Annotated in this window: 32 protein-coding genes and 1 pseudogene; 8 read left to right on the forward strand and 25 right to left on the reverse strand. The window is 45.0% G+C overall.

Annotated elements, in window-relative coordinates:
* The 4 genes and pseudogenes from QUA53_RS25980 to QUA53_RS25995 all read right to left on the reverse strand — a co-directional run.
* A pseudogene (locus QUA53_RS25980) lies at positions 1 to 491 on the reverse strand (hypothetical protein); the annotation flags it as partial.
* A gap of 40 nt (positions 492 to 531) precedes the next feature.
* Positions 532 to 795, reverse strand: coding sequence for a hypothetical protein (locus tag QUA53_RS25985; protein ID WP_333100609.1), 264 nt, complete (start codon positions 793 to 795; stop codon positions 532 to 534).
* Positions 796 to 866: 71 nt separating this feature from the next.
* Entirely contained in the window at positions 867 to 1,079 is a 213-nt protein-coding gene (locus tag QUA53_RS25990) for a hypothetical protein (protein WP_333100607.1), read from the reverse strand.
* 61 nt (positions 1,080 to 1,140) lie between these two features.
* Positions 1,141 to 1,662, reverse strand: coding sequence for a hypothetical protein (locus tag QUA53_RS25995; protein ID WP_333100605.1), 522 nt, complete (start codon positions 1,660 to 1,662; stop codon positions 1,141 to 1,143).
* Between the two features lie 183 nt (positions 1,663 to 1,845).
* Between QUA53_RS25995 and QUA53_RS26000 the strand changes: the two genes are divergently transcribed.
* Positions 1,846 to 2,049, forward strand: coding sequence for a hypothetical protein (locus tag QUA53_RS26000; RefSeq protein ID WP_333100603.1), 204 nt, complete (start codon positions 1,846 to 1,848; stop codon positions 2,047 to 2,049).
* A gap of 31 nt (positions 2,050 to 2,080) precedes the next feature.
* Complete coding sequence (locus QUA53_RS26005; RefSeq protein WP_333100601.1) at positions 2,081 to 2,275, forward strand: hypothetical protein; 195 nt, start codon at positions 2,081 to 2,083, stop codon at positions 2,273 to 2,275.
* Positions 2,276 to 3,477: 1,202 nt separating this feature from the next.
* Here QUA53_RS26005 and QUA53_RS26010 read toward each other — a convergent pair.
* Together QUA53_RS26010 and QUA53_RS26015 are read right to left on the reverse strand one after the other, a co-directional pair.
* The gene (locus tag QUA53_RS26010) at positions 3,478 to 3,918 is read right to left on the reverse strand and encodes a thermonuclease family protein (RefSeq protein WP_333100599.1); all 441 of its coding nucleotides are present in this window, start codon (positions 3,916 to 3,918) and stop codon (positions 3,478 to 3,480) included.
* Between the two features lie 205 nt (positions 3,919 to 4,123).
* A complete protein-coding gene (locus QUA53_RS26015) occupies positions 4,124 to 4,282 on the reverse strand; it encodes a hypothetical protein (protein ID WP_333100597.1) in 159 nt (52 codons plus the stop codon).
* A gap of 114 nt (positions 4,283 to 4,396) precedes the next feature.
* Here QUA53_RS26015 and QUA53_RS26020 point away from each other — a divergent pair, with 114 nt between their 5' ends.
* The 3 genes from QUA53_RS26020 (at position 4,397) to QUA53_RS26030 (ending at position 6,336) form a co-directional block, all read left to right on the forward strand.
* Positions 4,397 to 5,011, forward strand: coding sequence for a hypothetical protein (locus QUA53_RS26020; protein ID WP_333100595.1), 615 nt, complete (start codon positions 4,397 to 4,399; stop codon positions 5,009 to 5,011).
* 81 nt (positions 5,012 to 5,092) lie between these two features.
* The gene (locus tag QUA53_RS26025; RefSeq protein WP_333100593.1) at positions 5,093 to 5,746 is read left to right on the forward strand and encodes a hypothetical protein; all 654 of its coding nucleotides are present in this window, start codon (positions 5,093 to 5,095) and stop codon (positions 5,744 to 5,746) included.
* Positions 5,746 to 6,336, forward strand: coding sequence for a hypothetical protein (locus QUA53_RS26030; protein WP_333100592.1), 591 nt, complete (start codon positions 5,746 to 5,748; stop codon positions 6,334 to 6,336). The genes QUA53_RS26025 and QUA53_RS26030 overlap by 1 nt, the downstream gene beginning before the upstream one ends.
* Here QUA53_RS26030 and QUA53_RS26035 read toward each other — a convergent pair.
* From QUA53_RS26035 to QUA53_RS26090, 14 genes are all read right to left on the reverse strand, one after another.
* Positions 6,326 to 6,511 (reverse strand): hypothetical protein, encoded by a 186-nt coding sequence (locus QUA53_RS26035; RefSeq protein WP_333100590.1) that lies wholly within the window; start codon positions 6,509 to 6,511, stop codon positions 6,326 to 6,328. The two genes, QUA53_RS26030 and QUA53_RS26035, sit on opposite strands and share 11 nt — an antisense overlap.
* Positions 6,508 to 7,272 (reverse strand): hypothetical protein, encoded by a 765-nt coding sequence (locus QUA53_RS26040; RefSeq protein WP_333100588.1) that lies wholly within the window; start codon positions 7,270 to 7,272, stop codon positions 6,508 to 6,510. Before QUA53_RS26040 ends, QUA53_RS26035 begins: the two co-directional genes overlap by 4 nt.
* Before the next feature lie 192 nt (positions 7,273 to 7,464).
* Complete coding sequence (locus QUA53_RS26045; RefSeq protein WP_333100587.1) at positions 7,465 to 8,514, reverse strand: hypothetical protein; 1,050 nt, start codon at positions 8,512 to 8,514, stop codon at positions 7,465 to 7,467.
* Positions 8,511 to 9,554, reverse strand: a complete 1,044-nt coding sequence (locus tag QUA53_RS26050; protein WP_333100585.1) for a metal-dependent hydrolase — start codon at positions 9,552 to 9,554, stop codon at positions 8,511 to 8,513. Before QUA53_RS26050 ends, QUA53_RS26045 begins: the two co-directional genes overlap by 4 nt.
* Positions 9,551 to 10,279 carry a hypothetical protein gene (locus tag QUA53_RS26055; RefSeq protein WP_333100583.1) on the reverse strand — a complete coding sequence of 243 codons (729 nt, stop codon included), beginning with the start codon at positions 10,277 to 10,279 and terminating at the stop codon, positions 9,551 to 9,553. Before QUA53_RS26055 ends, QUA53_RS26050 begins: the two co-directional genes overlap by 4 nt.
* A gap of 65 nt (positions 10,280 to 10,344) precedes the next feature.
* A complete protein-coding gene (locus QUA53_RS26060; protein ID WP_333100581.1) occupies positions 10,345 to 10,836 on the reverse strand; it encodes a hypothetical protein in 492 nt (163 codons plus the stop codon).
* A gap of 211 nt (positions 10,837 to 11,047) precedes the next feature.
* Complete coding sequence (locus QUA53_RS26065; protein WP_333100579.1) at positions 11,048 to 11,413, reverse strand: Lrp/AsnC family transcriptional regulator; 366 nt, start codon at positions 11,411 to 11,413, stop codon at positions 11,048 to 11,050.
* Between the two features lie 23 nt (positions 11,414 to 11,436).
* Positions 11,437 to 11,619, reverse strand: coding sequence for a hypothetical protein (locus tag QUA53_RS26070; protein WP_333100577.1), 183 nt, complete (start codon positions 11,617 to 11,619; stop codon positions 11,437 to 11,439).
* Positions 11,616 to 11,807: a hypothetical protein gene (locus QUA53_RS26075; protein WP_333249176.1), complete on the reverse strand. Its 192-nt coding sequence runs from the start codon at positions 11,805 to 11,807 to the stop codon at positions 11,616 to 11,618. The genes QUA53_RS26070 and QUA53_RS26075 overlap by 4 nt, the downstream gene beginning before the upstream one ends.
* 55 nt (positions 11,808 to 11,862) lie before the next feature.
* Positions 11,863 to 13,251 (reverse strand): DNA N-6-adenine-methyltransferase, encoded by a 1,389-nt coding sequence (locus QUA53_RS29365; protein WP_445305250.1) that lies wholly within the window; start codon positions 13,249 to 13,251, stop codon positions 11,863 to 11,865.
* Positions 13,157 to 14,050, reverse strand: coding sequence for a DNA cytosine methyltransferase (locus tag QUA53_RS29370; RefSeq protein ID WP_445304988.1), 894 nt, complete (start codon positions 14,048 to 14,050; stop codon positions 13,157 to 13,159). Before QUA53_RS29370 ends, QUA53_RS29365 begins: the two co-directional genes overlap by 95 nt.
* 241 nt (positions 14,051 to 14,291) lie before the next feature.
* Positions 14,292 to 14,543 carry a hypothetical protein gene (locus QUA53_RS29375; RefSeq protein WP_445304987.1) on the reverse strand — a complete coding sequence of 84 codons (252 nt, stop codon included), beginning with the start codon at positions 14,541 to 14,543 and terminating at the stop codon, positions 14,292 to 14,294.
* An 8-nt stretch (positions 14,544 to 14,551) separates the two neighbouring features.
* Positions 14,552 to 14,854, reverse strand: a complete 303-nt coding sequence (locus tag QUA53_RS26085; protein ID WP_333100573.1) for a hypothetical protein — start codon at positions 14,852 to 14,854, stop codon at positions 14,552 to 14,554.
* A complete protein-coding gene (locus tag QUA53_RS26090; protein WP_333100571.1) occupies positions 14,851 to 15,639 on the reverse strand; it encodes a helix-turn-helix domain-containing protein in 789 nt (262 codons plus the stop codon). Before QUA53_RS26090 ends, QUA53_RS26085 begins: the two co-directional genes overlap by 4 nt.
* Positions 15,640 to 15,821: 182 nt before the next feature.
* On the opposite strand from QUA53_RS26090, the gene QUA53_RS26095 reads away from it, so the two are divergent.
* Together QUA53_RS26095 and QUA53_RS26100 are read left to right on the forward strand one after the other, a co-directional pair.
* Entirely contained in the window at positions 15,822 to 16,223 is a 402-nt protein-coding gene (locus tag QUA53_RS26095) for a hypothetical protein (RefSeq protein ID WP_333100569.1), read from the forward strand.
* 9 nt (positions 16,224 to 16,232) lie between these two features.
* Positions 16,233 to 16,520, forward strand: a complete 288-nt coding sequence (locus tag QUA53_RS26100; protein ID WP_333249179.1) for a hypothetical protein — start codon at positions 16,233 to 16,235, stop codon at positions 16,518 to 16,520.
* Positions 16,521 to 16,530: 10 nt separating this feature from the next.
* Here QUA53_RS26100 and QUA53_RS26105 read toward each other — a convergent pair whose 3' ends face one another.
* Positions 16,531 to 17,058, reverse strand: a complete 528-nt coding sequence (locus QUA53_RS26105) for a hypothetical protein (RefSeq protein WP_333100565.1) — start codon at positions 17,056 to 17,058, stop codon at positions 16,531 to 16,533.
* A 1,285-nt stretch (positions 17,059 to 18,343) separates the two neighbouring features.
* Here QUA53_RS26105 and QUA53_RS26110 point away from each other — a divergent pair.
* Positions 18,344 to 18,865, forward strand: coding sequence for a hypothetical protein (locus tag QUA53_RS26110; protein ID WP_333249182.1), 522 nt, complete (start codon positions 18,344 to 18,346; stop codon positions 18,863 to 18,865).
* 276 nt (positions 18,866 to 19,141) lie between these two features.
* Here the strand turns inward: QUA53_RS26110 and QUA53_RS26115 are convergent, their stop codons facing one another.
* The 4 genes from QUA53_RS26115 to QUA53_RS26130 all read right to left on the reverse strand — a co-directional run bounded on the left by QUA53_RS26115 (position 19,142) and on the right by QUA53_RS26130 (position 20,861).
* Complete coding sequence (locus tag QUA53_RS26115) at positions 19,142 to 19,732, reverse strand: HAD-IIIA family hydrolase (RefSeq protein ID WP_333100615.1); 591 nt, start codon at positions 19,730 to 19,732, stop codon at positions 19,142 to 19,144.
* Positions 19,733 to 19,793: 61 nt separating this feature from the next.
* Positions 19,794 to 20,129 carry a hypothetical protein gene (locus tag QUA53_RS26120; RefSeq protein WP_333100614.1) on the reverse strand — a complete coding sequence of 112 codons (336 nt, stop codon included), beginning with the start codon at positions 20,127 to 20,129 and terminating at the stop codon, positions 19,794 to 19,796.
* 82 nt (positions 20,130 to 20,211) lie between these two features.
* Positions 20,212 to 20,361 (reverse strand): hypothetical protein, encoded by a 150-nt coding sequence (locus QUA53_RS26125; RefSeq protein ID WP_333100612.1) that lies wholly within the window; start codon positions 20,359 to 20,361, stop codon positions 20,212 to 20,214.
* Positions 20,358 to 20,861: a hypothetical protein gene (locus QUA53_RS26130; protein WP_333100611.1), complete on the reverse strand. Its 504-nt coding sequence runs from the start codon at positions 20,859 to 20,861 to the stop codon at positions 20,358 to 20,360. The genes QUA53_RS26125 and QUA53_RS26130 overlap by 4 nt, the downstream gene beginning before the upstream one ends.
* Positions 20,862 to 21,073: the final 212 nt, after the last annotated feature.

The following is a 21,073-nucleotide window of genomic DNA, read 5'->3' on the forward strand; positions in this document are numbered from 1 at the left end:
GTTAAAGTTCCTTTGCTTTCATTGCTAGGGGCTGCTGCCAATTGCTTAAAGCCGTTGGTGCTAGCTGGTGGCAATTGTTTAAAGCCGTTGCCTTTGCTGGTAGATTTTCCTTTTTCCCACAAGCTCAAACCAAGGCCGAATTTTGCACAGCAACGACGCAGTGCCATTGCTTCGGCATTTGATGAAGGGTCGCCGTATCCATCAACCTCCGATTCTTCATTGCCTGTTGCTTCGCGGGTAAGGCTACCGTCTGAGCCGTGGATTGTGAGGCTTCCTTCAATCACAGTTCGATCGCCCATAAATTGAGTCCGCAATCTCCATTCCCAGTAGCCGTTGGTGTGTTTGTTGAGCAGCCGGCAGAGAGTGTGCCACGCCACATAATCGACTTTTCCTGATTCCTGCTTTTTGCTGAATACGGGCTTTTGATTGATGTACTCCCGTTCGATCGGTTTCTCGAAATCTGCCAAGATTTCTGCAATTGTGCGTTTCATTTTGTTAATAGGGAGCGATGAACGCTCCCGCTAGTTGTGATTAGAATTCGCCAAATTCAAGATTTAAAGCTTCAGCATCTTGGATGAGTTTTTCTGTTTGCCAGTGCCAGCCACAGAGGTAATCGAAATCATCCGATTCAGGCTCAATCAAGAACAGTGCATCACATTTACCTTGACTAAAACGCTTTTGACCTGGTGTTAAAAACTGCTGGTTTAAATGCTCTAACCAGTCTAATTCATTCTCAAATTCGTAGATAGTTTCTGAGTAGTTAGCTACTCCAGTAAAGATAGATTCGGTTTTCATGGTTCGGAATTGACAGCTAATTTGTTGACATTTGCTGCGCGTGTAAGATGCGCGCCCCCTACAGGAATTAATTAAAACTCGTCTTTGTTCCAATTGGAAGGATGAGTTTTTTCATCAAAACAATCCTCTGCTCCCGATTGTTTGGCAGATTCAATTGAACTAGCAAGTGCTTCTTGTTCTGAATCAAAAGGACCTAATCGACTAGAATCAAATCCAGTTGCATACCACCCGTCTTGTTCTTCCCAACTTTCGATCGGAAAACTATTGAAACTAAATGAAGTCATTGATTTATCCTTTAACTAATTTGCTGACATCTCGCGTGTAGGATGCGCGACCCCCTAAGAATTACCCGTAAATCTTATGATCGTAATAATCGGATGCTTCGTCCCAATCATCGCTTCTGTTGTAGTCGTCATCATCATCGATAAATTTACTATTATGTTCATTCAGCCAGCGATGATTCTCTATATATTCGCTGAGACGATCAAACCCTAAGAAAGTCAACACTGCGTACCCATGTTTGCAGCAGCCTTTTCCTTTAAAAATACGCTGCTGATTGTTGTAATCATCGCAAGGACATTGAATCGTTTGTTGAAGCGCACTGAGTTGATAAGAGGATTTGTTGTTCCAAACTTCAAAACTTGATTCGGATCTTGCAGCTACTTCGTAGTATCTAGATTGGAATTTTCTCCAATTTACGAAGTGATTGCTAAAACTGCTTTTTTTCCAGAAACGAGGACGGCGACCTTTAACAATTACAAATATGCAGTTAGCCCAAACTTCTACTTTTTTAACTAAATCTGAGGCGATTCCTAACATTCTGGCAACAGCAGCGCGGGAATAAATGAAGTTCTTAGGGTTAATCATTGTGTTATAATCCTGATAGCTAATTTGTTGACAGCAGGGGCGTTTTTAGCGCTTGCTGTTTTTTTCTTGACTCTTATAGTATAGCCTAGTGTACCAGGTAACGCAAGCACTTTGCAATATTTCTTTACAATTGTTACGCGGTAAACCGCGCTATAGTGTAGGAGTCAACAATTAGCGAAATTTATGCCAGCACCCAAAGGAAACACAAACGGCGCTGTGACTTGGTTTCCGTCACCCGAAGAACCTAAAAAACCAGTTACAGCTAAAGTCCCGGAATCAATATTGATCCGATTACAGCAATTACTAAAGCCTGATGAGTCGAGAAGTGCAGCAATTGTAGAAGCGATCGAAATGTGGATTAAAGAAAGAGAATCAGCAACTAATTAACAGTTTTCTAAAACTAGAAAGTTTTGATCAAGTGCGATCAAAACTTTTTTTCTTTGCCGGCCCTGCCGGAGGCAGGGACGGCCGCCCGAGGCACGAGGGCAACCGGGGGAGGGAAGCCGACCCTGGCCAGAGAACCAAGGCGAAGGAGCAAGAGCTGCGCGATCGCGACCAGCACGAAAAAACCCCCGGCAAAACCGAGGGACGAACCAAGCCAGCTAGCAACTAGAAAAGAGAAAGCTGCACGGCGCGAGGCTGACAAACCCACCAACCGCCGCCAACACTACGAGTACACCAAACCGAGGGACCGCAGAACCCAGCTGGCACAGAGCCAGAACCCAGAAACACGGCACACGGCACACCAAGCCCAACCGCAAAAGCCAGCGAGGCCCAACTACCCGAACCCGAACCGCAAAAGGCGCGCGAGGAAGACGGCGACGGCAGCAGCCCGGACGGGAACGAGCCGGGGAACGACACCAGCACCCCGCCAGACAAATGCAGGGCCCGCACGAAAGCTGAGGAACGGGCAGCAAACGAACCGCGCCCACTGCCAAACGAGGAGGCCGAGAAGACACGGGCCGAAGGGAACGCAGCCCGAAACACCGCATCAACGCCCCTGGCGCACCCAACTAGGACAGGGGAAGAAACCACCGACACAACCTCGGCACAAGCGGCCGCTGGAACCACAGAGCGAGAACCGGAAAAACCAACCGCAGGGGCGGAAGAAAGCAGCTCAGAAATGGCAGAAGGAAGGGACATAAACACCTGCTAATTTGTTGACAACGTGATCGCAATAACGATCTTAAATATTTATTCTTTCTATATGGAAAAACCAAACTTACCCTACCCCAGACCGTAGGGATTATTTGATTTTTGTTGGAAACTTGCTCAGTTGCTGTTCTCTGGTAAACTCTCACCTTTCCTCATTTCCATGATACTATTATAGCGCGGTACACCGGGCAATACAAGGTATTTATGATTAGAATAACTTATACCTTTACCTCTCCTTTTTTTCACTCTAATCCTCTCCCTAATGTAGTTTTTGACCGCCCTAGACAGCATTAGATGCAGATATGTCAAGGGTGAAAGAACCCAATAAAAAAATGCGAAGCAACCACTTAAACAGGTTCTTTCATTCAGTTCCCTTGACATATCTGCTACGCTAGATGCTGAGCGGTCAAAAACGGCTGGGTTAACGATAGAATTCGTATGGTTCTTATTAATAAATGCAGTCTTTCGCAGCTCGCTCACTAACAACCTTTAAGGCTTGAAAATAACCTGTGCTGTCTGCGAAAGACGGTCGGTTTATGAATGATATTTATATAGGACGATCAAACCAACACGGAGGGGCTGGACAAGAGAGAACGAAGCGAAAGGCGATTGCGATAATGGCTCAAACCCTTTTCCAGACCCGGAGTAACCGCTTAGTTTTCAGCGTCTGGACTTGCGATAATTCCAAGGCTTCTCATTAGGAAATTTCCAAACTCCAAGTTTATTTTCTTGTGCATAAGCTTGAGTTGATTCGATCGCCTCCCAATTTGGGCAATCTTTCTTATATTGATCGTATTTATACGCCATGCCTGCAATCGTCATTTGTGATTGAATAAGTCCGTTATTGTTCCATAATTGTGCCACAGTTCTACCGTAACGATCGACCGTTAACGGCTGCAATTTAACCTTATTATTTCCCTTGCTAATAATCGATCGAAGGTAATTGCGCGACTCTTCTCCTAGCGGTTGTTTCAGTTCCGGTGCATCAATGCAGGCAAAGCGGACTTTGAGAATTTCACCTTTGGGCGATCGTACTCGCAGCGTATCGCCATCATGCACAGATTTTTCCACAACCTCGTATTCTACAAGGTTTGCAGGCATATCGGGATTCGTTAGTCCCGGTTTATTTTCCGGAAGAAGCGAAACGGGTTGCGCTTTTGAAAAAGAAAAATAGCTTAAAACTGCAATTGCAATCAAAGGTATTGTGCCAACTAATCTATTCATATAATTTCCATTAATTTAAAACTATTTTCCTCAAAAACGAAACCGATTTCGCTTTTGAGGAAACTTTTACAAAATTAGTCTACTACAGTTTTTCTTTTTTCTCCATAGGACTTACTTGTGCCTCAGTAGTATTATTTGTTTCTTGAGAAGAAGAAACAGGCTTTGTCTCCGAATGATGAAAGATTGGAGCCCCTCCAGCAATTGCAGCAATTATCAAAATGGTCGATCGAACTTTATCCATGATATTTAAGGATTAACTATAAATAGTTTGCCACTATTTTAAAAAAACAGGGTAATTACTGATTGACTTTTACAAAAAAAACACATAAAATTTTTCACCTTAAAAATTAAACCTATGAATTTGCGAAACTCGATTTTGCTTGCTTCTGCTGTGGCAATGATTTGTCAAAATGTAATCGCAGCAACCCCCTTTTTTTGGGAAGACAAAGGAGAATTTTGGAAAGTTTCTGTTTCTGGCAATGCGCCTAATTCTTCGGTAGATTTTCAGATACCTCTAGTCTTAATAAAGCAACAACCAAAATTTTGCGGTTATATCAAAACCAAGTTCCTGCCGGAGTTTGTCAACAATTATATTTACACTTCTGATAATCGAGAATTGTTGAATCCTCAACTTGTTGATGCAAAATGCTCTGCAAATATCTGGAAAAATGCAGCAGGCGCTGTTGTAACTCCCCCTGCATTCTTTAAAGACGCGGCTAGCAATGTTTTTATTCGATCGTCAGGAGAACTAAATTTGCATTTGTCTAGTATCAACAAAACAGTTACTCGAAAGACTAATGCTTGTGGACTAGCATCATTTTCATTTCCTAAAGCTTGGGACAATATTAACGGCTTCAATGCTTATGTTGTCGTGCAGAATCAAACTTCTTACTATGATTACACAGAAAATGTATCTACAGTCTGCAAAAAAGTGGGGAACGATTTTGTGCAATATATTCCTTTAAAATAATTCAATCCTAAAATAGGTAAATTCACGGATTGATTTAATCCAAGTAGTACGTGTAAAATTTTGCACTTTACAAATAAAGCCATGAATCTTTTACAGAGACTTTTTGCCGGGGCTGGATTAGCTGCTGTTGCACTTGCTCCTTTATCTGCGATCGCACAAAGTGCCGGATCGTTTAGTGCTGTTCATAAATGGACTGATGCTGCAACGTCGAAAACTTATGTTTATGTACCAGGACAAACAGCAGCAGCACCTGTTGCAGGATTTAGTGCTCCAAAAGCTCCAGCTCCTAAAACATTAACTCTTAATAATTGTGGATGGGGTTCATTTACTAAATCGGCTACTTCTCCGCCAACAAATATCACTGGCGGTTCAACAAATTGGGCTGGTAAAACTTCTGGTGCTGCTGTTACTTGTTCGGCAGGCGCTTCATCATCAACTTATACAGCTTCTAATACGGGACCTGTTGGCACTGTTGTTGATGATGGAAGCAAAATTTGGATTAAAGGTGGAACAGGTCCAGGATCTTTGGCTATTGAGGTAACTGCTTCGGGTGTAATTACTACTAAGGCTAACGCCTGTGGTTTTGTGCGAGTTACAGTGGGGACATCTCGACCCATGACCAATTTTTCAATCGGTGCAACAGAATACACACTTGCTGCAATTCCTTCGGTTCCAGCCCCAATGATTTGTCGTAAAGTTGGAACAACTTCTGCAACTTACGTCCCAGCTAACTAATGAAAAAGGTAATCGTAGCGATTCTATCAATTGCTGCGATCGCACTTCCTCAAAGTGCGATCGCACAAACAGTTTTTTTCAATGGTCTGGATAGAATTTTGCAATTTGAAGGCACAGCAAATAGCCCATTTGCAGCAGAAATTTGGACATTGAAGACAGTGGCTGTTACTGCTAACGCTTGCGGACTCGCAACAGTTCGCACACTTCCACATTCAATGCAGTTCTTAACAATAGCTGGTAATCAAGTAGATTATTCTGCTTTACCAGTACAAACGATTCCCGCTTGTAGTGGAACAACATTGGCAGAATCCAGACCTAGCAATTTTAAATTAGCTGATGGTCGCACAGTTCTTGTGGGTCAAAGTGGCAGTGTTTCGGTTCAGTTTTTAGCACGATCGACCAAGAGTGGAACCTTTAATGCTTGCGGGCTGCGTAACATAACTGTTAAAAATGCCAATGCTATTGGTAGTGATAGTATCCCTGTTGTCTTTGGTGGACAAACTCAAAGCTTAGGTGACATAAATCAAGTTACTAGCTTGGCAATTTGCAAGAAAGTTGGAAATACTTCTGTCAAATATATTAAGCTTTGAAAGCTTGTTCGATCGCCCATTTGGCAATTTTGTCATCTACCCACTGTTTGCATTGATCGAAATTTACTGCATCTTTAATCCATATTTTGGTTTGAGCAGGGGTAATTATTACTAATCCCTGCTCTTTTTCGTGGTTATTAATAATGAAGCCTCTATAATAAATTGTTCGCTTCATTCTTCTTCTTCGCCTTTATTTGCTAACACAATCAGCTTAATCTTTTCAAGTTGCGATCGCATCTGTGCCCACTCTCGAAGTACAGATGCTTTTTGCTTATCTAAGCTGGATTGCTGTCCGAGATAAGCTTCGGTTGATGATGAACCAAACCGATAGCTAACTTTGTACAGTTCAAACCGCTGAATTTCACGCTTAGCGATCGCCTGCTGGATCTGAAACTCACGCGATCGCACATCAAACTCCAAAACCGAAAACAGCACAGAGTCGCGGGTTTTGATATTGATTTCTTCCTTGGATTTACGCAACTCTTCAGTCTTAACCCTTAAGTCTGAGATTGCTATCGCAGCCTGTTTATTTTCCTGGTTCCCACCTGTGTAACGCCGTAGTAGTGGGATACCAATTACATTAAGTAAATCATTTACCAAACCTACTGGTCTGGTAAAAATCCCCAATACATTATTAAGGAATCCGCCACCTGACTGAGTTTGCACTACTTGTCCAGTTTGTCCAGGAGTTTGTACAGTGGTTTGTCCAGTGCCGTTTTGTCGGAGGAAGTATTGCAGTGCTGGCTCAAAAACTGCAAGGTCGATCGATAGTTTATTAGCCTTGTTTGCCTCCTCGATCTTTTCTTCAATTAAATTGATAGATTGGTCAATCCTTGAGTTAATTGGTGAGTTTGTTACTGCCAACCCTTGCAGTGAGGAAATACACGCGGTTGTTGTGTCGAGGCATGGAAGCGGTGAGATTAGTGATTTCCACATATCATCATTAATCTGCACCTGAATAAGTTTATCTATCTCCTTTAAATCAGGGGGATTTAAAGGGTTCTGAGCTTTGGGGCGATTTGTTCAGTTCCTCCACCTTCTACTGGTTCACTAGGTTCTGCGGGTTCTTCACTAGGTTCTGCTGGTTCAGATTCATCTGCTGGCTCGGCTGATTCACCTTCTTCCTTCTCAGGGGTCGGTGTTGGTGAAGGTTTGGGAGTCGGTTGTTGAACCGATCGAACTCCCGGAGGCGGTGGCGGTGGAAGAGGAACTGGGAGAACTTGCGGTTGCTGCGCTATCGACATCGAGGGGAACAACGATGCTGATATCAACATTAAGTTTATTGTCAACTTGCCCAACAAATTTGATACGTCGTACTGTGCCATCGTAAGGACTCCTAATTACACTTAATTTACTAATGTTATCATCGATCGCTGATAGCTGTAACCGTGTTTGTGTAAGGCGATAATCTCTTTCTCGCTGCTCTTTCTCGTAGTCTGATGACTGCCTCTGATAAGCAATGAGATTTTCGGCAACCTGGCGCTGATAAAAGCTTTGTGCTGTATTAGCCTCTTCAATTCGCTTTGCTACATCTAAAGAATGTTGATACTCTTTCTGCTGTCTTTCTTGCTTGGCAGTGATGAGCTTACCCTCAGCTAGATTAACTTCGATCGCAGCATCTTTGGCTTTAGCTTCAAGCTGTGCAGATGCCGCCAACTCATGCTCGATGATTGCTGGATCTATTCCTTCAATGCCTTTAATATAATCAATTTGCCTATCCTTAAGCGACAATTCAGCACTAGCTCGCTCTAATTCCTTCTTAGCTTTCTCGATACCAGCTTCATACTGTTGATATGATATATCACCCAAGTCTTTCAAAGGTGGAACTGCCTTTGGTGGTATAGGTTCCAGCGGTTTCTCTGGCTTAGTAATGATCTGATTTTCTAACCGCTTAAGAGATAGATTTAGCTCTTGCTTCTTCTGATTCAACCGATCGCGCTCTCCTTCTTGATCTGCAATGACTTGACCTGCTGATACTGTAGAATTTGCTTTAATTTTGAGGTCGCTTGGTTCATCGATCGATAGTGTAATCTTGTGCAGCTTCACCTTTGGTAACTGTGGCGGTGCGATGATTTCAGCAGCTAATGCCTTATTCTCCGTAAGAAGCGAAACGGGTTTCGCTTTTTGATTTTGGCAAGCAGTCAGCAGTAATAGAGAAAATATTAGTAGATACTTCATAGCCTCGGTGATGGAGAAATGATTTTAAGCTCTAAACTCCCACTACCAAATTGCAAGCTTAATTTATCTAAAATTTGAGACAGTGGGCAATGATTAAATACTAGCTGATTACCCATAACCTTTACTGTTTCAAGCTGTCCTGGCTTTGGCATGATTGATACTTCCTCCGGCGAATCAATCGTAATTTGTCCAGTGATTAGAATGAGTGCTTTAGGATGTGCCTGTGCGATCGATACCAACTTTGGCAATATCTCATCTTCGGCAAAAGTTAAAGGCAGAATTTGTCTGAGACTTGGCTGACCTACTTCTGTATTAATTCTGGTTGCTGATATCTGAGCACCCACACCAGTTTGATAAATACCCAATCGATTTAATAAAACAAACTCATTCCCAACCTGAGACAAAATAAAATATCGACCACTAGCACTGGATGAATCAGCAAGGAAAGTGCCTTCAACAATTGCAAACACTTCTTTATTGTTGGCATTTTGCTGGAAATTTTCTAAGATGCCGCTTCTCAATCCCAGTGATTCAGCAGTGAACTGACTCAAGCCACCGCCATTTATCAAACCAAAATTAATTGCGATCGCAGCAACAGCACCAACTAATACCCAATATTCACCAGTGCCGCCAGTGGTAAGCCTGCGCTTTGGATTCAAGCCAAACACGCACCACAACGGCGAGGGCCAGAACAATTGAACACCAGCTTTGGTAAAGGTGTCACTGAAACAGGCGACGATGTGACCAAGTGGCAGCGCGATCGCAACCTTCGCATCAATTTGGTAACGCCACCACAACCCGAAGGAAATCAAACCCAGGGCAGCAGTGAAAATCAATGAGTGAGTAACTGAGCGGTGGGGGTAACGCTTCTCAATCCAGCGTGAAATAGGCCAAAGTATTTGTCCGATCGAACTGGTGCTCGTGTCGATATCTGGAATCTGGCTTGCTCCGATCGCCATCGCCAACACCAGCGGATCGACTGTACTCAAGCTCAAACCAACAGCGGCCGCTGATATTGCCGCGTGAGTGATTGCCATCATTGCCCAATTCTCCGGCGCGGTCCGCTGACTCTTCCCAGATATTTGAGCGCCAAGCCAAGCATCATTGCAATTCCTCCAATCATGTACAAGCTTCGATCGCCACTACCCAAACCGATAAATCTAATAATTCCCAGACAACAAAACATTCCCATTATTAAGGGGGAGATATCTAAATATTGATTGTGATTTGGATCTTTAGTCAAACCCAGCTTTTCTTCTTTAACTATCTTCCGAGCCGCTGCTGCATTTCTTCCTGCATAAGACTGAAGCTGCGAGAATCTAGCCTCTGATATATTCAATCCACAATTTTCGGCCTCGCGCTGCATGATTTCTCGGATGTGTCGATCGTCCGGCAGTGCCAATTCAATCTCAATCATTTTAAGAAAAATATCACGCTTTGGATTTACTACCTCAAAACAACAAATCCGACAGTTTAAATCCTCAAGCCAAAATCTGATTTTTGTAGTAAGTCGTTTTGCTTCTGGGAAAATTAATAGCGCATCTGCTGGAAAATTTAAAGCTATTTCTTCCATCATGTCGTCGATTCCCATTGGCTTTTCTCCAACTTCTTCCCCCTTAGCATTCAATTTTGGTGCTGTTGTTTCTATATCAAAAGCATCGGCAATTATTTGAAAAAACTTTCTAGCCGAACCTTTATAAGTAACGTTGGCAATGCTAAATTCTCCCTCTAATTGCTCTTGTATTGCCCTTGCAGCTTCATCCAAAACACTGCCAAATTCTCCGAGAACAATTACAGAATCACCGCCTCGGAGAGCTTGGCATACTTTTTTTATGTCTGGTGTAGTCGCCGTTTCTGGAGCATAGCTTGGGCTGTTCCGGCGATCGACTTTCCCATGCTGTCAGGATTAGCCGCCGTGTTAATAGCCTTTACTTGCTCTTGCAAATCAGGATCTAAATCTCTTAATTCTAATCCTGCTGCTAAATGCAAAGCTAATAAATCTTTAGCAGTTAATTGCTTAGCTTTAATTTCCCCTGCCCTTCTCCATATATCATGCTCTTCTTCATCGGAAATATTTTCAACTACTTCCACTGTTTCTAAAGCTACCAACTCCGGGGAAGAATTATCAACTGTTGCGATCGCACTTTCCGGCTCACTATAACCCCGTAATTTAGCCATTTGGTCAGCATCTAAATAAGCTTTTCCTTTTAGCCTTTTAGCCTTAATTCCTAGTTTATCGAGCCTTGCGTAATACTGGGAACTCTTAATTCCAAGTTCTTGCATAGCCATTTCCGGTGTTGTCATGTCATTTTCCGGTGTCATGAATTTTTCCCCAAAGTTTTTTTGTAGCGGTTCCCATATTATCGTTTGTCTTTAGAAAAAAATCAATAGTTTTTCCGGTGGATGTGCCGGAAAAAACCGAGAATTCCGGTTCTTTGGAAACTGGTAATTTCTCGGTTTTTGTGAAGAATTGCACACATTCAAAATCAGTGAATTTTCGGATTAAAGGCTAAATCGCGAAAATTTATTATACTTAGAGAGTTTTTTGTTCGATCGCCCATCCGATGTTTTCCGCCTTTTCGATCGCCAAGTTAAACAGTTCGGCAATGGCTTCTTCTACTGCTGCTGAATCGGCGTAGTATGCCCCAGCGGTGAAAGTGGTAGAAAGAATGATCGCAAGTCCACAAACCTTCCACAAGCAATCTGAAATCAAACGCGCTCTGTGGCGCTTAACTTGCGTAGGTGAAAGCGCGATCGCTTGAGCTATAGCCTCGATCGAAAGCTGCGGGTTGTCCTGCAATAATTTTAAAATTTGCTGCCTTCTCTCGTCCCCCTTCTTCCATGAAGGATAATAAGCAGTCTCGCTGACATGGCGAAAATTACCAATCTGCTCTTGCATAAGTTTTTCTTAGATAGATAAAACTATTCTACCTTTTCAGCACTATCACTTCTGTCTACAACTTTCTCAGACTGAACATTAGACGTGTACTCACTGACTATTGCTACAGATGCAATTTGAATGCGATCGATAATCTCAAGTACATATTGCTCGGGAATTTGATTAAGAGCAATATTTAAGTTAATTTTTAGGTCTTTGTACTTCATAATTCCAACAACATTTTACTCATTCTTTTAGCAATTCTTTCTTTTCGAGCATCCCACCATTCAATATAAAATTCCTTATTTTTTAAACAAATAGATACTGGAATGCTTGAATCGCAATCTATAAAATGCGTTTCTCCTACAAAAACTACAAACTTGTACCAATTACCCAATCTATCAAGTTTTAGCATTTTAAGTTTTTGGCAAGAAGGAAGAAGGAACAGGGAAGAAGGCTTCCCATTATAATCAAAACCCTATGCGCTTAGCCGATTCCTCATTAATAATCTTGGCTAAGAATGAGATTTGTTCATCACTGAAATCAGATAGATTACTGCTGATTGCAGTGATGTAATCGTTCAAACAATTTTCTTTGGCTCTCTCAAATTGTCTAGTTGCCAGCGGTGTCTCGTTAAAGGTTTCAGATTCACCAAGTGGCTGTAAAAGATTTTCAGATACGGACGGCATTGGAATTGTTGGCGGCATTGGAGATGAAAGCACATCGACGACAGTATGCGGATCATAACGTTCATTCCGCTCCCGGTCTGCATCCCGCATATCAGGGAGAACTGATCGCCCATTGCCCAAACCAACAGCGGCCGCAAGCTGTTTCTGCTCTGCCTGAGTGTTGCCAAACTCTGGAATTTCATTCTTGAGCAGGTACTTTTTATTGACCGAGCTGTAGTGGTTTTCGATCGTTGCGATCGTCCCGCGCCCGCCGAAAGCTTCTCTGAATAAATCTAGTCGGGCGCCAAAGTAAACCAATACACAATCGAAGTCACTGCCTTTAATTGCGTTGCCTTCATCATTCAAGAAATTGATTCTTCCCCGCCAATAGCAAAGGGCTGAGGCATATTTATTAATCAATTCCCCGGTGCCAACATTCGACACAACACCAGCTTTTAACAACATGACAGCCGCTGATACGTTACCCCGTGCAACTTCTGTGCAGCAGCGCTCAACCCACGGGAACGGGTCAGAAAATGGCGGGTTGATGTATACCGTTTTGCTCCAAGTATTGTGTTGAGCCAAACCATCATCATTTTTGTAGTAGCGAACTGCTGCGGGGATACTGCTGCTGGAACCAGAATTAGAGCAAGGATCAAGCCAGATGTCGCCACCTAATGCTTTGCGGACTAACGAGACGATCGGCTGTTCTTGAGTGTTAGGTGTTCGCCAACTGTCTGGATCTTTCGGCGGTGCCGCTGACTTAAGCTGTTTCTTCTCATCCCGTACAGTTTCAAGCGCCCACTTTAATCCGATTGTTGGCTGATTTTCCTCTGCAAGAAACGAAACCAGTTTCGTTTTTGCCTCCACGATTTCCCAGTTCTTGGCAATCGCCATGTAGTTCTGAGCCGATCGAATTGAGATACCAGCTTGCTCTAGCTGATTCTCAAACTCCCCATACTGGCACTTTTTCTTAAACTCCTGAAGGTAAACACCAGTTAAACGGACGCGGTGCAGCTTCTCTAGTGCAAGCTCAAACTCCTTGCGCTCGATGACACAAATAAGCTGGTGCTGTTCTTGTGCCATCGATAACAATTCAATCTTGGTTAGCGCTCCGATGTTCGGCGGCAAGGCTACTAAGATATTCAACTCGCTTAAGTCCGATAGCAGCAACGCGCCAGTCAAGGGCATTTCCGAGGGCTTCGCGTCTGTCTCGGTTGTCTCCGTCTCTTGAGGCAACTCCGATTTGTGGTCGATCAAGGATTGCTGCGCCTGGACTTGCGACAATTCTAGGGCTGTCCGATTCTCCTGTAGATTCGTGTAGCCATTGGGGAGTTGATATCCACTCTCTAGGAATTCCGGGGCTACTACCTCCCCATCCTGAATCAGCCCCAATTGATGCAACTGACTCTCCAATCTGGTTTTGCCAGGGGGTCGCCCTTTCGTAGTCGATAAAGCTCCGGGCGATCGCAACAATAACGACTCTTTCCCTGCGCCAGGGGCTGCCAAAGTGGGCGCTACTGATAGATTGCCATTCGACATCGTACCCGCTTTCGGAAAGTTCGTTAAGGACTCCAGCGAAATAAAGTTTGTCGCTTCCTGGTCGCTCTGGACAGTTGAGAAGTCCGGCAACGTTCTCAATAATTGCAAAGTTAGGCTGCAACTTGTAGATGGCGGCAAGAACTGCGGGGAAACAGTCTCGATCGTCTCTGGCAGCGAGTCTTTTTCCATCGTTGGTGAAAGGTTGGCAGGGAGGGCTTGCTGTGACGATGCTAATTCTTCTATTTCTGAATTGACTCGCTCCAAAATCGACGGCTTTGATGTTACTAAATCGTTCACTGTTGGGGAATCTTCGTCTGAGGATTGACTGACAGTATTCATTCCATTCGCAAAAGATATCGGGGCTTCGCTCCCATAATTTGATTCCGGCATAGGGGAATCCTGCGCCGATTCCTGAGCAAAGGTCGAGCCATCCATCAATATGTTGCATTCTTCTTCTCCTAGTTCGCTTGCGTCGTTGCCTGTTTCTAATTCGTATCTTTCTTTTGCCGTGAAAACTGGTGCATCACTAGCTTGAGCATCAACCCAAGCTTTGTATGCTTGGTCAAACAGTTCGATCGACCCAACATAATCATCTGGGTCGGGCGGTTCATTAACTTCTAAAAAGTTAAGTTGACCGCCTTCTTCAGATTTATATTCAGCTTGTCCAAAATCTGCAGGATTCCAAGCTTCTAATTCAGTTGATTCGCTGGATAGATCATTCCCTGGTGCATCTTCAACAATCCTCGGCGCTTCCAGAATTCGATCGCCCGCTTTACTTTCCACGGCTCCGCCTTCAAGACAAACGAGATTTGCATCCAATTCATTGGCTGCTTTGCCGTTGTCGCTGCGAGAACTACCTTTCTGTACAGAATTCGATCGAGTCGATTTGGAACTGCTAGATGCAGACTTAGGCTGACGTTTATGCGCTGCTGACTTTCCATTGTTCCCCTTAATTAGCATTGACTTGTCCTCTCATTTCTCTAATATCCGGTTGACTTGGCGTGTGGCAAATGCGTTCAAACTGTGCTTGCTCGTAACCCTCTAAATAGTTCTCATCGCTTAATGTAGGCATTTGATTTGCATATCCTGCATCCATGCCAAAACAACGAAGCCAGCCCATCATGTAAGCCTGATTATGTGGATGCTGTGGGTACAGTCGATCGTGTGCATCGCTAAAACCTTGAGTCCAATCGTCGTAAAGCAAATCTGGTTGCTTGTCTGGATGGATTTTCCATGAATTTAAATGGCTCACCAATCTATTGCCTCCTGATTTTCTACAGTGGGGGAATTGGGGGAAATTAGCCCATAGTAAGTAGCGGCCGATTCCCAGTTTTCTCCATACATTTTTTGCAAGGTAAGAATGTCTGGCAAAGCAATCTCAGCTTTGGGAGCGATCGGCTCTGCATTAGATAAAGCCTCGGAGTATGTCTCTTTGAATTCCTCCAAATACTCAGCCCCGTGCTTATTGAGCCAAGCCCTCCGGCTACCGATTTTGAAGGAACACTCTTCAATTTTCTTTAAACAGAACTTTTCAAAACTCTCTCTCATCCCTTCTGAGAGAGTCTTTAATAAGTCTGAATAAGTCTTAAGAGTCTTAGAGGGCTGAACATCAATAGCAGCAACGGTTTCAGCCGACGCTTGTTGCAAATTTGCATTGTATGTTGCAATTTCGCCTAGGTCGTTGCAAATTTGCGGAGGCTGTTGCAATTCTGCGGAGGCTGTTGCATTTTTGCAACGCGGTTGCAATTCTGCAACATCTAGCAAACCCTTACCAGTAACCGAAACTTTAGCCGCCAAGATTTCCATTTCGATGTACCCCTTGGCATCCAACTCTTTAAGGGCTCGGCTAACTGTCGATCGATTGCAATCAAGTTCTCTGGCGATCGCAGCAGCAGTGATTTCAACTCCGTTGCTGTAAGGGTCAGCAGTTCGGATGTAATACAAAACATCTCGGGCTCGACTAGATAAGTCTTTGCAAACCTTGACCCACTCATCATGTTGCAGGGGGTAAAATTTGCCCTGAATCTTAGTCTGCATGGCTAGTACCTTCTGATCGAGTATTTGCCTTGCCCTGATTGACTTTGAGACACTTTTAGCCTCTTTTTCAATTCTTGTGATATGTTGAAAGTAAGCAAAGTATTGATCCGATTAGTGCATCTATTGATTAGCATAAGGCTAATTCCAACAATAGATGTATTTTGTAATATTTATTTACAATTATGATTCACGAGATTTTCGACCAGACGCTTAGGCGATATGGCATACAGGCTAAGGCTTTAAGCGCTTTGTCTGGTGTAAGTCAAAACCATATTTCAGAATTTAGAGGTGGCAAGCTTAAAACAGGCGTAACCACGGATTGCTTATATCGATTACTTCTTGGAATGGATGAGCTAAGCCCAGGCGCGCGTCGCTATTTCTGCGACTTATTGGCGGGAAAAAAGCAACCACAAGGATTCGGGGCTGAACTCGAATTCCTAATTAACGTGGCTGACCCAGAAGAACTCGAAAAAGCAATGCTACAGATTGTTGCCAGAATGTTTCCCAAAGAGGAAAAAGATTCAAGTAGTCCTACTGATATGCAAAAGTCAGAAGGACGCATAAAATCTTCCATCCTTAGATAGATGTCTGACATGGAAAATATAAAATTTGTGGGTGTAGAAGAATTGGATCGACTTATTGACGGCTTGAGTTCAGAAGATAAAGAAGAGCTTGCAAGTAGAATTTTTAAAAGTTTGTCAGCAGAATCTCGATCGCGGGTACTTGGACTGACTGACAGTGGCTTAACTGTGATAACTGGTAGTTTTGTTAGTTTGAATTCCGATATTGCTATAAATATTCAAAATTCAAATAGCAGCACTCTTGATGTAGAGGCAATTTTTAAAGCGCTGCTAGAGAATAAGAAGAAAGGCAAAATTTAAAGTCTAAAATCTAAACTTTATAACTAGCGCCACCTTCAATAACTTTGACAACGCGCCACGCTGCCTGAGCGCCTATTTTTCCGCTGCGGATAAAACAGAAACTGCCGCGCTGGAATCGATCGCCGTGTGGTTTAGTTCCAATGAGCGCTCGAACTTCGGTGCTTGACAACAACCAGCTCGACGCGACCGCCCGTTCCAACGCTGTGTAATGTTGCAGCGGGTCGCGAGTTGCTGCAACGTGTCGGGCGATCGCCTCGATGAGTTCGAGAAAGTTTTCTCTCTCTTGATTTATAGCTGTTGCGGCCACAGGTTCGATCGCTTCTGTTTTGAAAATTTCGGTATGACTGCTCTCAAAATCAGATAGGGTGCCGCCAGATTTTAGATGTTGATTTAACTTGTCCAGTTTGTCCAGTTGGTCACTGGAAATTTTGCCTCGGGCTACTGGTTCGATCGATAAAGCTTTTATGCGATCGTACACAGATTGCTTGCTGCTTAGGTTGTAGCGCTCTTGCAGGCTTGCGATCGGGTAAGTTTCCATATATCCAGTTTGTCCAGTTTGGTACTGGATAAATTGTAACTCTGATTAGTCCAGTGGGGTACTGGACAATTAACTGGACTAATCCAAGAAACGAAACCAGTTGCGCTTCTTACAGAGAATAAAGAGTTGGATTTGCTTGGTTGGTTGGTGTGACGGCTGCTCCCTCGTTTTGATGCTTAGTTCAATATTGTTGGTGAAAACTGAAGAAAGAGAAACGGTTGCTTCGCGTTGGTTCGATCGAAGTACACAGAGGTTATCTATCTCCGTTACCGGCAGGCAGAAAACAACTGCTGTCTGCAAGTCCTGGACGTTATCTGTGAGCGAGCTGCCTACCTGTTTTTGGAAAAGAGTGCAATCAGAGGTTATCTGTCCCCGTTACCGGCTCCGAGCCGAAGCGGCTCCGAGCCTGTTCTGAGCAAGCACAGTCTTCGGTTCCGGCGTCCGTGCCCTCTAAATCCTTGCACTTCTCCCAAAGGTTATTCATGGGGCGGGGGCACCGACACCTCCACAGTCTGTCTTTTTCCGATCGCGGACGTTGCGTTCCGGCTTCCGGGGGGCTTCCCCGAAAGCCTATCTGTTATTCCGAAAGGCCAGATCCCCCCGGAAACCTCCACTACACTGCGATCGAAAAAACCCAGACTAAGACCCCAAAAACTTCTCTTTCAAGAAAAGAGAAAGAAGAGTTAACAGTGCGATGGGTCTGGCCCCCGAAAAATCCATTAAAATAAATCCCCAAACCCATTGACATAGCCCGGTGTACCGGGCTATAATAGTATTATGGAAATGAGGAAAGCCGAGAACTTTTACCGGGATAAAAGTAGCAGGCGAGCAAGTTTCCACCAGCCAGCAGGTTCCCCGTATCCCGGAGCGGGGGTCAGCTTGGTTTTTCCAGCCGCTTCCTCTTCTCTGTCAATAAATTAGCTGCAAGTCTATGCGTACTTCTTCCCCTGCCTCTGTCTTCGCCCTCTCTCCGGCGGCCGTCTCTGTGCTCGCCTCCGCAGTGGCTGGTTTCCGGTTCTCGTTCGTTCGCCGTTCTTCTCGCTCGTTCTCGCGCTGGGTCGTTGTTTCGGTCTTCTCCTCCCCCTCGGTTGCTGGTGGTTTTGCGGCCGCTGTCGCCTCTGGCTTGTCCCTCCCGTTTTGCCGGGTGCGTCGCTGTTTCGGCGGTTGGGGCGTGTCTGTCCCGGTGTTTGTGCGGCTGCTGCGGGTGTCGCGTCGGTCGGTGTTTCGCGTCTTGCCGGTTCGGTGTCCGGTGGTGGCTGGGCCCTTGCCTGCCTCGGTGTTGTCGGTGTTTGCGCGGGTCGGTGCGGTTGGGTTTTCCGGCTCTCGGTCGGCGGTTCCTGCTGTGGTGCCGGCGGTTGCTGCTGCGGTTCGGGCCCTTCGTTGCCCGGTGTTTGTCGGTTGCGCGCGGGGCGTTGATGCGGCTTTCCGGGCTGCTTTCCCCGGTGCGTCGGTGCTGGCCGCGTCGTCGTTTGGTTCCGGGCGTGGTTCGTTTGCGGCTCGGTCTGCTGCGTGTGTTCGGGCTGTTGCTGGGGCTGGTTCCGGGCCTGCGGGTTCGTTCCTCGGCGGGCTTTGGGTGTCCTTCCCGTCTGGCCCTTGTCCTGCGGGGTTGGCTCCTTCGGCCTCGTCTTCCCGTGCCTTCTGCGGGTCTGGTTCTGGCACCTGGGCTTCGGCTGCGTTTGCCGCTGGTTCTGGTTTGCCGGTGCTGGTGTTTGGGTTTGCGCCGCCTGCTGGTTGGGGCTTTGTTTCCCTGGGTGGTGGTTGGTGGTTTTCTGGTTGGCCGGCTTCCCAGTTGTCGCTGGGTTTCTAGCGTCTAGCTCGGTTGGTTGGTGCCCTCGGTTTTGCCGGGGGTTTTTTCGTGCTGGTCGCAGATCGCCAGCTTTTTTCAGTCAGAGCTTGCTCGTTGTTGGCATAGCTCTCAGTAGTCTTTGGCCGCCCGGTCGCTTCGCTCCGGTCGGTTGCCGGCGGTGCGCCGGCGTTCGGCCGCAAGCGGCCTCAGAAAAAAAGTTTCGATCATGTGCGATCGAAACTCTCTAGTTTTAGAAAACTTAATTTCCTCTCAAAGAAGCGCAACTCGTTTCGCTTCTTACAAAGACAAAAACTCTGTCAGTACATCTGGATCAATGTGCTGGCATTCAATTTCTCGCATACCGGGGCCGGCGAATTTAGCATGAAGAATTGAAGCCCAAACAAACTTTACTCCAGCAGCTTCGGCGCATTGCTGATCTTCAGGTCGATCGCCAATCATCCAGCAATCTTCTAATTCTGCCAACGGTCGCGCTGCAATTAATAGCATTCCGTGTCCTGGTTTCCGGCAAGATACGTCAATGTATCCTTCTGGTTGTGGTGCCGAAAATTCTAGCGGTACGTTACCTCGCGAAATTTGCCAGCAACTTTCGCCACCGTAGTTTGGGCAGAAAAAGATTTCTGAAAGTTCGGGGAACAATTCTAAAGTGATGCGCTGTTCTTCGATCGCATCTTGCAAGCTTTTATGACCCGCTGCGACACCGCCTTGATTGGTGATGCCGATACAGATAAAGCCTTTTTCCTGGTAGTAGGCTAAAGCCTTTTGTGTACCTTGAATTGGCTTCTGATCTGTTGGCTGATTGATAAAAGTTTTGCCTGATGCGGTTTCGCGTAGTGTGCCGTCTAGGTCGAAAAAGATGATTTTGGTCATGATAGATTCCTGCTAATTTGTTGATGTTGCGGGGCGCGACTCCCGCTGATGCGCTAAATTGTTACAGTGAATTTTTGCAATCTTCTATTAGAGATTGAACATATTGCGACTCTACTTGAGTAGATGAAGCAATTGCTTCATCCCATGCCATGAGTTTTACTTGGTGAAGTTCAGGAAATTCATTCCAATTTGGGAAAAGGTTTTCTGGCTCATAAAATCCTGCGGGAAAAGTATCACCACAAAGAGGCAGCCAAGTGCAATAGCTTTCGTTTAATCTTTTGAAGCTTCCAATATCTTCAGCTTCTCCATCCAAACCGGGAATTCGTAGTAGTGCAACTTTTCCCTCGTTGTCTTTTCCAAAGTATTTGCCATTATGCTTAATGATTGTTATCGTCATTGTTTTTGGTTAATCCCCGGTGAAAAACAAGCTCCGGGCAGGCGATCGCATTCCGACTCCGAGGTGATGCGATCACAATTAGTTAATCTTCTTCAGTCTCCCAAGCTACCTCATCATCAATTTGGCTGGCTTCTTCGTCTTCATCTTCCTCCAATTCTTCGACAGCTTCAGCGTCTTCGATTATTTCAAAACCTTCATCATCGTCGGGGAAAAGGAATCTAAATGCCGTCATTTCGCAATCCTCCGAAACTGTAGAGAATAGCGGGCTGATTTTAGTTTAGGCACAGAATGAAGGACACGACTATTAAAGCTGACAATCTCCCCGTGCTGTAGTTCGTAGTTATTGCGACCCCACCGAAAGCGAGTTGTGGGGCGCTGCCCGAATAAGTTGGGGGCATCATCTATCAAATTAATCAAAGTTACTGGCGGTTGAAAGCACTGCTTGTCCAAGTGCTCACCAATTTCCCCGCCAATTTCGTAGCGGTAAAGGAGAATTGAGTCGGCTCCGGGTTCAAATCGATTGCGTAAAGCTGCAAGGTAAGCATCGGATTCAATTGGATCACGATCGAACACATGACATTTGTTGAAGTAGAACTCAGCTTCTTTGCCCCACCATTTTTTAGTGCGGCAGGTTTGGCGGCCTGTGAAGATTTCGATTTCTAAGGTTTGCTGGTAGCACCAACTCATTAGGCGATCGCACTCGGTGGCTGAAAGTATTTCGATAGTTTTCATGGGAGTTGTGGCGGTAGCGAACCGCCTAAACGCTATTAACAAAGGTCGCCGATACTAGGTGTTAAGCAGGCTTGAGTTTCTTCATCAAACTCAGCTTGCTGTTGCTTTTTGAATTTTCTTTCCCATTCCTCGCGGGTTAAAGTTCCTTTGCTTTCATTGCTAGGGGCTGCTGCCAATTGCTTAAAGCCGTTGGTGCTAGCTGGTGGCAATTG

Origin of the sequence: Microcoleus sp. Pol12B3, assembly GCF_036701355.1 — a bacterium.
In the GTDB taxonomy this organism is placed as follows: domain Bacteria; phylum Cyanobacteriota; class Cyanobacteriia; order Cyanobacteriales; family Microcoleaceae; genus Microcoleus.

Coding starts and splice junctions, on each gene's coding strand:
- QUA53_RS25985 (WP_333100609.1), bottom strand. CDS start 795: ATGAAAACCGAATCTATCTTTACTGGAGTAGCTAACTACTCAGAAACT.
- QUA53_RS25990 (WP_333100607.1), bottom strand. CDS start 1,079: ATGACTTCATTTAGTTTCAATAGTTTTCCGATCGAAAGTTGGGAAGAA.
- QUA53_RS25995 (WP_333100605.1), bottom strand. CDS start 1,662: ATGATTAACCCTAAGAACTTCATTTATTCCCGCGCTGCTGTTGCCAGA.
- QUA53_RS26000 (WP_333100603.1), top strand. CDS start 1,846: ATGCCAGCACCCAAAGGAAACACAAACGGCGCTGTGACTTGGTTTCCG.
- QUA53_RS26010 (WP_333100599.1), bottom strand. CDS start 3,918: ATGCCTGCAAACCTTGTAGAATACGAGGTTGTGGAAAAATCTGTGCAT.
- QUA53_RS26015 (WP_333100597.1), bottom strand. CDS start 4,282: ATGGATAAAGTTCGATCGACCATTTTGATAATTGCTGCAATTGCTGGA.
- QUA53_RS26020 (WP_333100595.1), top strand. CDS start 4,397: ATGAATTTGCGAAACTCGATTTTGCTTGCTTCTGCTGTGGCAATGATT.
- QUA53_RS26025 (WP_333100593.1), top strand. CDS start 5,093: ATGAATCTTTTACAGAGACTTTTTGCCGGGGCTGGATTAGCTGCTGTT.
- QUA53_RS26030 (WP_333100592.1), top strand. CDS start 5,746: ATGAAAAAGGTAATCGTAGCGATTCTATCAATTGCTGCGATCGCACTT.
- QUA53_RS26035 (WP_333100590.1), bottom strand. CDS start 6,511: ATGAAGCGAACAATTTATTATAGAGGCTTCATTATTAATAACCACGAA.
- QUA53_RS26040 (WP_333100588.1), bottom strand. CDS start 7,272: ATGTGGAAATCACTAATCTCACCGCTTCCATGCCTCGACACAACAACC.
- QUA53_RS26045 (WP_333100587.1), bottom strand. CDS start 8,514: ATGAAGTATCTACTAATATTTTCTCTATTACTGCTGACTGCTTGCCAA.
- QUA53_RS26050 (WP_333100585.1), bottom strand. CDS start 9,554: ATGATGGCAATCACTCACGCGGCAATATCAGCGGCCGCTGTTGGTTTG.
- QUA53_RS26060 (WP_333100581.1), bottom strand. CDS start 10,836: ATGACACCGGAAAATGACATGACAACACCGGAAATGGCTATGCAAGAA.
- QUA53_RS26065 (WP_333100579.1), bottom strand. CDS start 11,413: ATGCAAGAGCAGATTGGTAATTTTCGCCATGTCAGCGAGACTGCTTAT.
- QUA53_RS26070 (WP_333100577.1), bottom strand. CDS start 11,619: ATGAAGTACAAAGACCTAAAAATTAACTTAAATATTGCTCTTAATCAA.
- QUA53_RS26075 (WP_333249176.1), bottom strand. CDS start 11,807: ATGCTAAAACTTGATAGATTGGGTAATTGGTACAAGTTTGTAGTTTTT.
- QUA53_RS29365 (WP_445305250.1), bottom strand. CDS start 13,251: ATGCCCTTGACTGGCGCGTTGCTGCTATCGGACTTAAGCGAGTTGAAT.
- QUA53_RS29370 (WP_445304988.1), bottom strand. CDS start 14,050: ATGCAACATATTGATGGATGGCTCGACCTTTGCTCAGGAATCGGCGCA.
- QUA53_RS29375 (WP_445304987.1), bottom strand. CDS start 14,543: ATGGAAAGTCAGCAGCGCATAAACGTCAGCCTAAGTCTGCATCTAGCA.
- QUA53_RS26090 (WP_333100571.1), bottom strand. CDS start 15,639: ATGCAGACTAAGATTCAGGGCAAATTTTACCCCCTGCAACATGATGAG.
- QUA53_RS26095 (WP_333100569.1), top strand. CDS start 15,822: ATGATTCACGAGATTTTCGACCAGACGCTTAGGCGATATGGCATACAG.
- QUA53_RS26100 (WP_333249179.1), top strand. CDS start 16,233: ATGGAAAATATAAAATTTGTGGGTGTAGAAGAATTGGATCGACTTATT.
- QUA53_RS26105 (WP_333100565.1), bottom strand. CDS start 17,058: ATGGAAACTTACCCGATCGCAAGCCTGCAAGAGCGCTACAACCTAAGC.
- QUA53_RS26115 (WP_333100615.1), bottom strand. CDS start 19,732: ATGACCAAAATCATCTTTTTCGACCTAGACGGCACACTACGCGAAACC.
- QUA53_RS26120 (WP_333100614.1), bottom strand. CDS start 20,129: ATGACGATAACAATCATTAAGCATAATGGCAAATACTTTGGAAAAGAC.
- QUA53_RS26125 (WP_333100612.1), bottom strand. CDS start 20,361: ATGACGGCATTTAGATTCCTTTTCCCCGACGATGATGAAGGTTTTGAA.
- QUA53_RS26130 (WP_333100611.1), bottom strand. CDS start 20,861: ATGAAAACTATCGAAATACTTTCAGCCACCGAGTGCGATCGCCTAATG.